General features: G+C 47.4%; 10 protein-coding genes. 4 read left to right on the top strand and 6 right to left on the bottom strand.

What is annotated here, in order from left to right; genetic code table 11:
* Positions 1–20: 20 nt before the first annotated feature.
* The 4 genes from CS948_RS18245 to CS948_RS18260 form a co-directional block, all read right to left on the bottom strand.
* Positions 21–770 (bottom strand): hypothetical protein, encoded by a 750-nt coding sequence (locus CS948_RS18245; RefSeq protein ID WP_099293439.1) that lies wholly within the window; start codon positions 768–770, stop codon positions 21–23.
* A 114-nt stretch (positions 771–884) separates the two neighbouring features.
* Complete coding sequence (locus tag CS948_RS18250; RefSeq protein ID WP_099293441.1) at positions 885–1,406, bottom strand: UpxY family transcription antiterminator; 522 nt, start codon at positions 1,404–1,406, stop codon at positions 885–887.
* A gap of 561 nt (positions 1,407–1,967) precedes the next feature.
* Positions 1,968–4,151: a bifunctional (p)ppGpp synthetase/guanosine-3',5'-bis(diphosphate) 3'-pyrophosphohydrolase gene (locus CS948_RS18255; protein WP_099293443.1), complete on the bottom strand. Its 2,184-nt coding sequence runs from the start codon at positions 4,149–4,151 to the stop codon at positions 1,968–1,970.
* 190 nt (positions 4,152–4,341) lie between these two features.
* Positions 4,342–6,108: a LysM peptidoglycan-binding domain-containing protein gene (locus CS948_RS18260; protein ID WP_099293445.1), complete on the bottom strand. Its 1,767-nt coding sequence runs from the start codon at positions 6,106–6,108 to the stop codon at positions 4,342–4,344.
* A gap of 179 nt (positions 6,109–6,287) precedes the next feature.
* On the opposite strand from CS948_RS18260, the gene CS948_RS18265 reads away from it, so the two are divergent.
* Both CS948_RS18265 and CS948_RS18270 read left to right on the top strand, forming a co-directional pair.
* Entirely contained in the window at positions 6,288–7,112 is an 825-nt protein-coding gene (locus CS948_RS18265) for a PASTA domain-containing protein (protein ID WP_099293447.1), read from the top strand.
* The gene (locus CS948_RS18270; RefSeq protein ID WP_099293449.1) at positions 7,109–8,185 is read left to right on the top strand and encodes an RluA family pseudouridine synthase; all 1,077 of its coding nucleotides are present in this window, start codon (positions 7,109–7,111) and stop codon (positions 8,183–8,185) included. The genes CS948_RS18265 and CS948_RS18270 overlap by 4 nt, the downstream gene beginning before the upstream one ends.
* Here CS948_RS18270 and CS948_RS18275 read toward each other — a convergent pair.
* On the bottom strand, positions 8,179–9,741 hold the full coding sequence (locus CS948_RS18275) for an ATP-binding protein (RefSeq protein WP_099293451.1): 1,563 nt from the start codon (positions 9,739–9,741) through the stop codon (positions 8,179–8,181). The two genes, CS948_RS18270 and CS948_RS18275, sit on opposite strands and share 7 nt — an antisense overlap.
* A gap of 314 nt (positions 9,742–10,055) precedes the next feature.
* Here CS948_RS18275 and CS948_RS18280 point away from each other — a divergent pair, with 314 nt between their 5' ends.
* Complete coding sequence (locus CS948_RS18280) at positions 10,056–10,484, top strand: hypothetical protein (RefSeq protein ID WP_099292555.1); 429 nt, start codon at positions 10,056–10,058, stop codon at positions 10,482–10,484.
* Positions 10,481–11,317 carry an IS3 family transposase gene (locus tag CS948_RS18285; protein ID WP_099292250.1) on the top strand — a complete coding sequence of 279 codons (837 nt, stop codon included), beginning with the start codon at positions 10,481–10,483 and terminating at the stop codon, positions 11,315–11,317. The genes CS948_RS18280 and CS948_RS18285 overlap by 4 nt, the downstream gene beginning before the upstream one ends.
* A 257-nt stretch (positions 11,318–11,574) precedes the next feature.
* On the opposite strand, the gene ychF is transcribed toward CS948_RS18285, so the two are convergent.
* Positions 11,575–12,675 carry a redox-regulated ATPase YchF gene (ychF, locus tag CS948_RS18290; protein WP_099293453.1) on the bottom strand — a complete coding sequence of 367 codons (1,101 nt, stop codon included), beginning with the start codon at positions 12,673–12,675 and terminating at the stop codon, positions 11,575–11,577.
* Between the last annotated feature and the right edge of the window lie 53 nt (positions 12,676–12,728).

Here is a 12,728-nt window from a genome sequence, read left to right on the forward strand (position 1 = left end):
CGCTGTTACCGGGGGTTGCGTTACCCGGTATATCTCTCGTTGCAAGCGGCGAACTCCCGCTTTGCAAGTATATTAAACACTTTTACTGTAACATCAAAATCATTCTCCCGCGATTGCAGGAATCGTTTAACAATCTCCTCCTCCTCTTGCCTCACGGTGACAACCAAACGCGCACGCTCTTCCCCGAATCGCACGTGTTCTTCCAACGGCAACTCCATCGCACCTACAACGTCATCATACAAACAAATAGCATCCCACCAAGATAACAACATTCCACGGTTTCCGCCCCGCGTATACCCCAACACCTCTGTTACCAATCGTCCGGCAAGTTCTCCACATTCCTCGTCCCCGGCAAAATAGTAACAATTGCACAATAAACGACAAACATTCGGAGTACGGCAAGGCAACGCGATCTTACCATTCCCCCGTGCCGCAAAAATCCGGTACGCCGCATCCAAACCGTTTCTCAAGTAACCCAAATCCGAGTACACCTGATAGACATCCATCATGTCCGCCGCGTAACCGGCACGGGTATCGATGGGGACATCCTCGTTTCTCAATTGCCTCGGGAACAAGTGAACGATCGATTTCGCTCGCTCGTGAATATCACCGGGGGTGCCGAAATCATTCTCCAACCACGGGTATACCCGTACCATAGAATACACCGTCAGGTAACCGTGTAACAAGCCCGACAACTGCCCCGGGGGATATGACCGAACGTCAAGCTCCTCCAATCGCTTGTACAAATCGTGAAATAAACCTTTTTCCATTTGTATTTTTTGATTTACGATTTTAGATTTATGATTTTAATTGTACTTGTTGGCACTTTCTTAAATCATAAATCGTAATTCATAATTCATAAATCTTAAATTAATCCTTTTGTTTTACTCTATTCTTTCCAGAAAAGAACCCGGGATGTAAGACGTGGCGATTGACACCACTCCCTCCAAACGAATCACTACCCGCTTGTGCCCCCTCAGGCGCACCAGTTCTCCCACCAGCCCCTGCAAGGGGCCTTTGATAACCCGAACCCGATCACCTCGCTTGAGGTCTTTATTCAATATCTCGATACCATCAAGAGAGAAATCCAGCAGGAACATGAAATCTTCCATTTGCTTGTCGGGAACGATCAAGGAACGACGTCCTTCTAAATCTTTCAAGTAAACGATATTCAGTGAATGCTCGTTAATTAAGGAGAAACTCGTCACCTTATCCGTACGGATAAAAATCATACCGTGAATCAAAAGTACTCGAATGATCTTCCGCCCAAGCGGCGTATCCCGCACCTCTTCCTCCAGCGGGAGAAAATTCTCGATTCCCAATTCGTCCAATTTCTTCTTGATCAGTAATTCTTGATTCACCCGCGTGTAAGCGACATACCAGTGTATTTTTTTCTCCTCGATCATGTCATTGTTTTATTCTATCAGCAGACCGGACACGCTTCGCGCACTAACCCTGTTACCGGTCCTGATTTATTGCCATGTGTTCCACACACCCCACTTAAACAGTGATATTCATTATAGATGCACGAAAGCTGTTTCACTAAACAATATTTTATATCAAAAAACCATCGTTTAATGACACGGTCAAAAAAAGCACTTATGAATAATCGACAAAAAACTAAATATCTAATTGAGAGAACCAAAAAACTAATCAAAAAAGTTTGCGGAAAATAAAAATGATGTATATTTGCATCGCATTAAACGATCATTTATTAATTCATAAATAAATTAACGAAAGAACAAATTATCAAATAGATACAATGACTTCTTGTAAACATTTGAATGTTCATTGCATAATCGTTGCCTAACCACAAAAATCTTGTATATACACACCATGAACGTAGCATAAACGCAAATTTACGTCTATGCTACGTTCATGATACGTCCATGATACGTTCATGAGGTTAGGCAAGAGTTAAGAACAGATTGCCCAACCATAAAACAAATATAGATATTCTTTCAGGCTTATTCCTTCACCGAATCTTGACGATACACCCGAATGACTCCTTGAATCCGTTTCAAACGGGAAATCAACTGCGCCAGATGATCCGTGTCACTTACCAACACGGTGATTTGCCCGTCAAATAACCCTTCACTCGAATTGATAGACAAGCCGCGCAAACTGATCTTCGGGTCTTTCGAGATCACCTCGGTAATTTTAGTTACCATCCCGGCATCCTCCCGTCCCACGATACTCAAAACGGTCTGATAAGACGTTGAGCCCGCCTTTGTCCACGCCGCCTGCACGATGCGGTAAGGATAACGGCGTTGCAGGTCGAGGGCGTTCTTGCACTCTGCCCGATGAATCTTGATACCCTGCCCGATGGAAACGAAACCGATAATATCGTCACCGAACACGGGGTTGCAACACTGCGCGAACTTGTAGACCACGTTATCCACGTTCCGGTCGATTAACAACACATCCTCGCTAATCGGGCGGGTGGGCATCACCTGCACTTCCTCCCGGGGAGTGGTTGCAGCCCGTTCCTCCTCTTTCGGCTTGGTAATAAATTCCTTGATTCCCGCCATATCAAGTTTCTCCTCGGCAATGGCTTGATAGAGATCAATAGCGAACTTATATTTATAATGTTGTTGCAGGCGGTGGATTACCTCGTCGGTCAACTCCAACTTCCAGTTTTTAAAACGGCGAGCCAGCATCTCCTTTCCCAGCGTCGCTTGCGCGCGGGAATGTTCGGTCAGAAACTGCCGGATTTTATTACGGGCTTTCGAGGTAATCGCTATATTCAACCAATCGGCACTCGGCTGCTGATTATTCGAGGTAAGAATAGCAACTTGATCGCCGTTCTTCAACACGTAACGCAGCGTCTCGTTCCGCTGGTTCACCTTCCCCCCCACGCAACGGGAACCCACTCCCGTGTGTATCGCGTAGGCGAAGTCCAACAAAGTAGCCCCTGCCGGCAACGTCTTCAAATCCCCTGCCGGGGTGAACACGTGTACTTCCTTATCCTGCAAATTAATCTTGATATCGTCGAGCATATCGACAGCACCGACATCGGAACTCTCCAGTATCTCGCGCAACTCGGTCAGCCACTCTTCAATCGCCTTGTCCGAAGAACCGCCTTTGTATTTCCAGTGGGCGGCAAATCCCTTTTCCGCCACTTCATCCATGCGTTCCGTGCGAATCTGCACCTCCACCCAACGATTCTTCGGTCCCAGCACGGTCGTCTGCAACGATTCGTACCCGTTGGATTTCGGCACGGAAATCCAATCCCGCAAACGTTGCGGGTTGGGCGTGTACTTGTCCGCCACGATAGAATAGGCTCGCCAACAATCCGCCTTCTCCTCCGCCCCGCTACTCTCCAAGATAAAGCGCACGGCAAAAATATCGTATATTTCCTCGAACTCCACCTGTTTCTTCCGCATCTTGTTCAGGATCGAGGCAATGGTCTTCGTCCGCCACTTCACCTTGAACTTGACCCCGCGGTTATTGAACTCCTCGACAATCGGGGCGATAAACTCGTTAATATACTTCTCGCGTGCCTCCCGGCTACCTTCCAGTTTCAAGGAAATCTCCTTGTACACCTCCGGTTCGCTATAACGCAAGGCTCGATCCTCCATCTCCGATTTGATATTATACAATCCCAACCGGTGAGCGAACGGGATATAGATATAACTTGTTTCGCGAGCTAATTCCCGCTGTTGCTCGGGACGCAAACCGTCGGCATGACGCAAGTCATACAGTTTCTCTGCCAAAAAGATCAACTGCACCCGCACATCCTCGGCAAAACTTAGCAGTAACTTCCGGAAATTATCGGAATCCACCACCCGATGTGTGGCATAAATACGGCTGATGTCATGCAACCCGGACAAGATTTGTGCCACCTTGTCACCAAAAACGGCTTTCACCTGTTCAATCTTCAATCCCCCGGACTCCACCACCCGCCGCAACACCAGACAGATAATCGAAGTACGTCCCAGTCCGATCTCGGACGTGATAATCATCCCGATATCCATCAAGCGGACGAGTTCCTCCTCCGTCACTCCTTTCACGTTCACCTCGCTGCTCATAGCGGTGTCGAATGCCTTACGTATCAACCGTACATCCTCGGCAGAAACAAGATTTTTACAAGATTTTAATAACGCTCTGTATTTTCTTTGGATTATCGTATAAGTTATAGATTCTGACATGGCAGGGTTAATTTAGCAATTTCAAACTTCTTTATTCTTATCAAAAAGGATGCCGCTTTCGAGCCTTCGGCTCTTTGGTCTGTAAAGTTTATAAGGTTTATAAAGTCCGAAATATCCTTTAGATAATCATATCGGCAACACACGTTGCCGTGAACAAAGCGCCCCGCAGGGGTCTATAAACCTTATAAACTTACTTTCCCCTTAACGGAGTTACCACAATATTATACTTGGAACTATAATGAATCAAATACAATCCACGGTTCTCCAACCCGCCGAAATCACTTATCGGACGGAAACGGAAGCGGGTAAACATCCCGTCATCCTCCCTGTTACGCAGCGTGTTCAGCGTGTTCGTTCTCTCTCTCTCCACTAGCGGAATAAAATACATGGCCATATCGAATGCCCGGTTCGCGATATTATTCGGTTCGGAATGAAAATACTCCCTGTGCTTCGCGGAAAACGCTTGGGCATCCTCGTTCTGGTAATCCACGTAACTATTCATCATCACCTTCACGTTCAACTTGTAGAACATTTCCTCATCAATAGAAGTGAACTTCAACCACTCCGGGAAACCGATCACGGTAATACGGTAATGATCACTCAAGGCGGATAACACGGGCAATACACGACTCGCTGCCGCCTCGTTGACTGTCGGGAAAAGGATGATATTCTCCACGTCCGGTCGCAACATCCGGCGTACGGAATCCACGTGCATTCGCGGATGCCACTGGTAATCGAGCATCGGCTCGCCAATCTCACCCTGCATACGGGCACGCACGAGTGCCGGCAAACGATTCACCTCCCCGGCACGGGCATTACCATCCGGAATGATATGAATCAAATGAGCTCCATGAGCGTTAGCGGCAACCCAATCCGCCATTTCCTCCACCAGCGAAGGCGTGGAAATATTCATCTGTACAAAATTCGGAAAGCGGGACAATTCCCCACTTCTCGCCGAGAGGGGATAAATCATGGGGATCACCCTGTTTTGGAGCTGCTCGGCAACTAACTTATACGTGTTCGCGTAAACGGGACCCACGATCAAATCGGGCGATAACCCGTTCAACTCCCCGATCACCGCCTGTGTGGCGTTAGCGTCACGCTCCGTATCATAGACATGTATATCAATCGTGTAGCCTTGTCGTTTCAAACTATCCGCCGCCATTAAAAATCCTTCATAAAATTGCAGGAACTGGGTAGACTTATCACTCAAACGCCACCTTTCATTACGAATATTCACCCCCGTCGTGTCCACCGGAATCTCCTCCGGAGTAAATGGTAACTTATTATCTTTCACAGACAAAGGCAACAAAAGAGCCACTTTCACGTGCCGACGCTCGTAATTCCGCTCCGGAATCACGTAAGTGGTATCACCTACCACCTGTTGCATCATCCCCTCCAAGGAATCGCGTGCCGGAGGGTAGAGAGCAACGTGTTTCTCCTCCTCTTGTTTCTGCCGTGCCGCCTCCTGTTCCTGACGATCGAGCCAGCGTAATTCGGCTTCCAACACGCCCCGGTCAATCTGACGCAACGGCAGGCGCACCACAGCCCCTTCGGCTATCGGTCGGCTCACGTCGTACTCCGGGTTCTCCTTCAATATCCGTTTCAACTTGATCCCGAATTTCTTGGAAAGAGAATACAACGTCTCCTTCGGACGCATCTTATGATAGTAATACTTGTCGTCCACCCGTTTAAAAGGCTCCACGTGAGGTATCTGCAATACCTCGCCCACGGAGAGGGCGTTATCTTTCTTCCCGTTCAAGGCTTTCACCTCGTCGACCGCCACCCCATAAGCCTTACAAATAGAAAAAAGCGTCTGTTTGGGTTGAACCGTGTGCAGATAAAAAGATTTTCCACCAATCACGATCAATTCCTTTGACTTCTCTATCTTGACTTCTTGCGCGTTAATATATCCTGAAACGCATACCAACAGGAGTAAAAATGCAAATCTTACCATCTTTTGAATACTTATTTTCCGAGCAAAAATAGTAAAATAGTAGTGATAATTGAAAAATCTCTCTTATTTTTGCAGGATAAAGGTAGTAAACGTTTCGCGATTTACTCTACGTGACCGCAAACTTTATAAACCTTATAAACTTTATAAACCTTATAAACTTTATAAACTTTATAAACCGCATGAGTTTCTTCAAAAAAGGACATATTATCGTTTTACTCGTCAACCTTGTCGTGGCGGCAATCTTGTTGTTCGTGATCGGGTATATCGTGCTGAAACAACTGGATAAATACACGAACCACGGTTATTACATCGCCGTACCGGAATTGCGGGGACTCACCCCGACAGAGGCTGCCCCGTTCGCCAAAGAAAAGAAATTACAAATCGTTGTCGTGGATTCGATTTACGACAACAACGCGAAACCGGGCACGGTAGTGGAGCAATTCCCTGCCCCGAACTCCCGTGTAAAAAACAACCGCGCGATACAACTGACGATCAACGCCAACGCTCCGGAGAAAGTGATATTTCCCAATTTGCGGAACACCGCGTTCCGGCAGTCGTTACAGCGCTTGCGCAACCTCGGTCTGAACATCGGCAGAATCGAATATGCCCCGTCAAATTACAGGAATCTCGTGCTTGATTTCAAGTATAAAGGAACCGTGTTGCAACCCGACACGATTCTCCAGAAAGGAGAAACCGTGGATATCGTGCTGGGTAACGGCAATACCCCCAACAATCAAGTAGCCATACCCTATCTGCTCGGCAAAACGCTCGCCGAAGCAAGAAACATCACGTTATACGCTTTTCTGAATATCGGAGAGATCATCCCCGACAACACCGTGAGAACGGAAGCCGACCGGATGACGGCAATCATATACCAGCAAGAACCCGAGGCGGAAGAAAACATGACCATGCAAATGGGGGGGGACATAAAACTCTACCTCACGAAAGACGCACAAAAAATAACGGCACTGGACTCCCTGTCCATCGAGGAGCAATTACCATGATAGAAGAAGAATTAGAAGAGCTTGAAGAATTAAGCGAGGACGAACCGGAGCAGGAACAGGAAAGTTACGAACATTTCCGTCTGGAAGTCGATCCCGGACAGAATTTATTGCGCATCGACCGTTTTCTGGTAGACCGTCTGCCAAACGTGTCGCGCACCAAGATACAAGAGGCGGCAGAAGCCCAATGCGTACAGGTAAACGGCAAACCCGTGAAATCAAATTACCGGGTGAAGCCGAAAGACCTCGTGACCTTGATGTTGCCTCACCCGAAACGGGAAATCCGTGTTATCCCGGAAGATATACCGCTCCGCATCGTTTATGAGGACGATTACCTGCTGGTTATCAACAAAGAGCCGGGCATGGTGGTACATCCCTCGTACGGGCATTACACGGGCACTCTCGTGAACGCCCTCGCGTGGCACTTGAAAGGCAACCCGCTATTCAAGGAAAACGATCCCCGACCGGGACTGGTACACCGGATAGACAAGGATACCTCCGGTTTGCTTGTCATCGCGAAGACGGAAGAAGCCAAAACCAAACTGGCGTCCCAATTCTTTCACAAGACATCGAGCAGGAAATATGTCGCCGTGTGCTGGGGTAATCTGGACGAGGAAACCGGAACGATCATCGGTAATATCGGCAGGAGCATCTCCAACCGGAAAGTGATGGGCGTCTTCCCCGAGGGCAGCGACTACGGCAAGCATGCCGTCACCCACTACCGCGTACTGGAACGCCTTGGCTACGTGAATGTAGTCGAGTGCGTGCTGGAAACCGGACGTACCCACCAGATACGGGCACATTTTAAATCAATCAAACATCCCCTGTTCAATGATCCCGAATACGGCGGCAACGAGATACTGAAAGGAACTACATTCACGAAATACAAACAATTCGTGCAAAACTGTTTCACCACCTGTCCCCGTCAAGCCTTACACGCCAAAACTCTCGGCTTCGAGCATCCCGCCACCGGCGAATGGATGGACTTCAACTCGGAAGTCCCGCGAGATATGCAACAGCTTATCGAGAAATGGCGCAATTACGTGGCGAACAGAGAAATTGAAGAGAATCAATAAATCCAGTTCCCGATATTGCGCTCCGCGGCATTGAAATCAACGCCGACCTTCACGAGTTCCCGACCATCAACAGCGTAAGGCAGGAGATAACCTTTATCGTCAATCTGTTGCAAAGCCTGTTCGGCAGAACCGTCAAGTTTGAACTCGAACACGTATATGTACTTGGGTGTTTTTACCACGGCATCCGCCCGTCCCCGGGCACTGCGCACCTCGGCTTCCGTGAATTGTCCCATTAACTTGAAGACGAGGTAAAACACGACTTGATAATGACGCTCGGTGCGGGTATTCAACTCGTAAGGGAAATCGGCAAAGAATGCCCGCAACCGTTTCATGAAGGCATCGACATTGCCGACACGGAGTTCTTGAACAAATTTACCGATATAAAACCCTCGCTCTTCCTCCGCCAAAGAAGTGTAGAAAGGAACGAGGAAATCTATGAAACCATACTTCACCTCGTCATTCGGGAAAGCTAACGTATATGTCTGAAACTCTTTGTCATAATCCTTGATCGTCAGGTAACCGCTCTGAAAGATCAGGGGAATCGGGTTGTCGGCATTCACCCGGTACTCGGTGAAAGAAGAAGCCGGGGCTTCCACGCCGTCCAGCAACTCGCGCAAGTCATAATCACTCTTCTTCAACAACTCCACTAGGAAGGTCGGCGTTCCGGTCTGGAACCAATAGCTGCCGAACTCTTGCTTGTAGAACGTGTTCAGCACGCTGAACGGGTTGAACATTCCCTCTCCCCTCGGGTGAAAATGATAGCCGTCGTACAGCGCTGTCATTTTCGTCAATATATCATTGGTTGTCACGCCGTTGATGGCTGCCAATTGGGCTATTTCCGGCTGGAAGTTTTCTTTCAATTCTTCAAGAGTGATACCGCAAAGCGTGGCATAATTATAGTCCATGCTAATATCATTCAACTGGTTGAGATCGCTGAACACGCTGATTTGCGAAAACTTCGTCACCCCGGTGAGGAACACGAACCGCAAGTAGCGGTCGGCACTCTTGAGTACACCATAGAAAGCTTTCAACGAGTCACGGTAATTCGCGAGCAAAGCATCATCTCTCCCGAGTGCCTGCAGAAGCGGCTTATCATACTCGTCAATAAGCACGACAACTTCACGACCGGATTGCTCGTAAGCACGACGGATAACCTCGAAAAAACGTCCTGACGGGGTTGTTTCTCCCTCGTCTTTTCCCCAGCGGGCTTCCCACATCTTCAGGTACCTATCGAGGATAGAATACAATCCTTCCGGCCTGTCATACTTCTCGGCATTCAAGTCAAGATGAAACACGGGATGCACGTTCCACTCCTTCTCCATTCCCTCTATCGCTAACCCTTCGAACAAATCTTTCCGCCCGGAAAAATAAGCCTCGAAGGTCGAGAGCAACAAACTTTTCCCAAAACGTCGCGGACGACTGAAGAAGTAGGGTTTTCCCGTGTTGGCTATCCGCCACACGAGTGCTGTCTTGTCGACATACAAATAATTAGCCGTACGAATGTTCTCGAATGTCTGTATCCCGATCGGGAGCTTTCTGGTTACCAGCATTTCCATAGTAATCTCATTTTAGATATACAGGCAAAGATAGTCTATTAAGCCCAATATGACAAAAAAAAAGTTCATAAAGTAAAGAGCAATACCCATTTATATAACCGGACAAGAAAAAGACAAGAAGAAATAAAGAAGAGATAAAGATGAAGACAGGCAACACGCTTCTTTCATTTTCTGATCAAAGACGTTTCAAAGACGTTCACGAACGTCTTTGAAACGTCTTTGTATCGAAGGTGTAACGTCTTTGATCCCTTATTACACCCTTATCTCTTCTTGTATTACCCTGAAAAAAGTTTACTGTAAACCATAGTAAACCAATGTCAGAATTAGCAAAAATTATCAAACATCGTCATTTCCCCGTTCGGGTAAAATTGTCGGCAGTTCGTGATCGTTTGATCGAGGAACTAGATTACGCGGAGGTTTTAAGCAAGTATGATGTCAGTTCTTCTACCTTCCATGGATGGTTGACTAAATATAAACCCCGAGTGATGTCGGAAGCAAGTTATAAACGCTTATCTTTACCAGTGCATGATCCTAAAACTTTATTATCAATGACAGACAAGGAAGTTCAAGAACTGGAACACTTACGCGAGGAGTTAGAGAAACAAAAGGTACTTGTAGAAGCTTACGAGCTGATGCTTGAGTTAGCTAAAGACCGTCTTCACGTGGATGTAAAAAAAAACTACGAGGAGATGTTATTAGCGGGATTAGTGACCGCCAAAAAGCTCGGGAGGGCAAAGCGATGACAGCATACCTGTGCAACTCGCTAGGTTACAGCAAGCAGGCTTATTACAAGAGCCTTCGCTCGAGTAACGACGAGGAAGAACGTGAACGTTACGTTCTTTCCATTGTTGAAGAGATCCGTCGTGATTTGCCTCGTTTGGGGGTTCTGAAGTTGTGGCGGATGCTAACGGGTAACGGTTTGATGGTTGGTCGTGATTGGCTTTCCCGTTTGCTTCACCGGCATGACTTGATGGTAAAAATGAAGAAGTATCGCGTCATTACCACGGATTCCCGCGCGTGGCGTCACCAGTACCCGAACCTGGTGAAAGGCTCTCGAGTCGAGCGCTCTAACCAAGTATGGGTTAGCGATATCACTTACCTGTCGACGGGCAAAGGTTTTGTTTACCTTTCCCTGGTGACGGACGCTTACTCGAGGCGGATCATGGGCTGGGATGTACACCCGACTCTGGATTCGTCTGGTCCGGTCAAAGCCTTGTACCATGCCCTAGAGACCGGAGAACACGGCTCTTTCAAGGACTTGATCCATCATTCTGACAGGGGCGGTCAATATTGTTCGGCCTTGTACACGGGGATATTGAAATTGCACGGGATACGTGTCAGCGTCACCCAGGACGGCTCTCCATACGATAACGCTATCGCCGAGAGGGTGAACGGGATTTTAAAGAGAGAATGGTTGAACGATATCCCGTTGAAGGATATTCATGACGCCAGGAAACACGTCAAGAGGGTGATTGAAATATACAACAAGAAAAGACCACACCTGGCCGTTTGTTGTCAAGTGCCGGAGCAAGCCTACAAGGACAAAATGAAAAAATTTGCCAGGGTAATGTTTTGAGCCGGGCGATTTTTCCTTCTCCCGGGGAATTCCCCGGGAGAAGGAAAAGAAAGTAAACCTTTGATAGGAAGTATCATTTATTTAAAGTAAACTTGTAACAGTAGATTACAACAATACTACATTTTTTAATTTATTGAATATCAAATCGAGTAAACCAATTTCAGGAAACTACATCTTTCACGAGGATATCCCCGGATTCTCCCGTGCCAAAAGTACAACAGGAATCCCCTCCCGGCATCACGGGAAGTATATGGATATCAGACGTTAAACCGGAAATTCATCATATCACCATCCTGCACCACGTAATCTTTCCCCTCGACGGACATTTTTCCGGCTTCCTTGCATTTTGCCTCTGAACCGAGTGCAACGAAATCATCATATTTAATTACTTCCGCGCGGATAAACCCTTTCTCGAAATCGGTATGTATAATTCCGGCGGTTTGCGGGGCTTTCATACCGTTCTTGAACGTCCACGCTCGCACCTCTTTCACGCCTGCCGTGAAATAGGTTCTCAGATTCAACAATTTATAAGCCGTACGGATTAACTTGTTCACTCCCGCCTCGTCCAGTCCCAAGTCTTCCAAAAAAAGTTGCTTTTCCTCGTAGGTTTCCAGCTCGGCAATATCCGCCTCGATAGCGGCACCGATCACCAGTACCTCTGCTCCCTCGTCTTTCACCGCCTCACGCACCATATCCACGTATTTATTGCCCTTCACCACGGAAGCCTCGTCCACGTTACAAACGTACAGTATCGGTTTATTCGTCAGCAACATCAACTCTCTCGCCACCTCTTGTTGCAAATCGTTCAACTGCACGGAACGGGCAGATTTCCCCTGCACCAAGGCATCTTTATAAAGATGCAACACCTCCACCAATCGTTTGGCTTTGGCATCGCCTCCCGTCTGCGCTTTTTTCTCCTCTTTCGCCAAACGGTTTTCCACCGTTTCCAAGTCTTTCAATTGCAATTCCGTGTCAATCGTTTCCTTATCCCGAATGGGATCTACCTTACCGTCCACGTGCACGATATTATCATCGTCAAAACAACGCAACACGTGAATGATAGCATCCGTTTCCCGGATATTGGATAAAAATTTGTTACCTAACCCTTCGCCCTTACTGGCTCCTTTCACCAACCCGGCAATATCCACGATCTCCACCACGGCAGGCACCACGTTTTGAGGTTGCACCAACTCAACCAGCTTATTCAGCCGTTCGTCCGGCACCGTGATTACTCCCACGTTCGGCTCGATCGTGCAAAAGGGAAAATTCGCCGATTGCGCCTTGGCATTACTCAAGCAATTAAATAGTGTCGACTTTCCCACGTTTGGCAAACCGACTATTCCACACTGTAAACCCATAGTCTATATTTGTATCTTTATTATCAATCTATTATATAACACGTTCTTACTCC

The organism is Butyricimonas sp. Marseille-P3923, assembly GCF_900184685.1.
GTDB classification, from domain to species: domain Bacteria; phylum Bacteroidota; class Bacteroidia; order Bacteroidales; family Marinifilaceae; genus Butyricimonas; species Butyricimonas muris.

Coding starts and splice junctions, on each gene's coding strand:
- CS948_RS18265 (WP_099293447.1), top strand. CDS start 6,288: ATGAGTTTCTTCAAAAAAGGACATATTATCGTTTTACTCGTCAACCTT.
- CS948_RS18250 (WP_099293441.1), bottom strand. CDS start 1,406: ATGATCGAGGAGAAAAAAATACACTGGTATGTCGCTTACACGCGGGTG.
- ychF (WP_099293453.1), bottom strand. CDS start 12,675: ATGGGTTTACAGTGTGGAATAGTCGGTTTGCCAAACGTGGGAAAGTCG.
- CS948_RS18270 (WP_099293449.1), top strand. CDS start 7,109: ATGATAGAAGAAGAATTAGAAGAGCTTGAAGAATTAAGCGAGGACGAA.
- CS948_RS18275 (WP_099293451.1), bottom strand. CDS start 9,741: ATGGAAATGCTGGTAACCAGAAAGCTCCCGATCGGGATACAGACATTC.
- CS948_RS18245 (WP_099293439.1), bottom strand. CDS start 770: ATGGAAAAAGGTTTATTTCACGATTTGTACAAGCGATTGGAGGAGCTT.
- CS948_RS18280 (WP_099292555.1), top strand. CDS start 10,056: ATGTCAGAATTAGCAAAAATTATCAAACATCGTCATTTCCCCGTTCGG.
- CS948_RS18255 (WP_099293443.1), bottom strand. CDS start 4,151: ATGTCAGAATCTATAACTTATACGATAATCCAAAGAAAATACAGAGCG.
- CS948_RS18285 (WP_099292250.1), top strand. CDS start 10,481: ATGACAGCATACCTGTGCAACTCGCTAGGTTACAGCAAGCAGGCTTAT.
- CS948_RS18260 (WP_099293445.1), bottom strand. CDS start 6,108: ATGGTAAGATTTGCATTTTTACTCCTGTTGGTATGCGTTTCAGGATAT.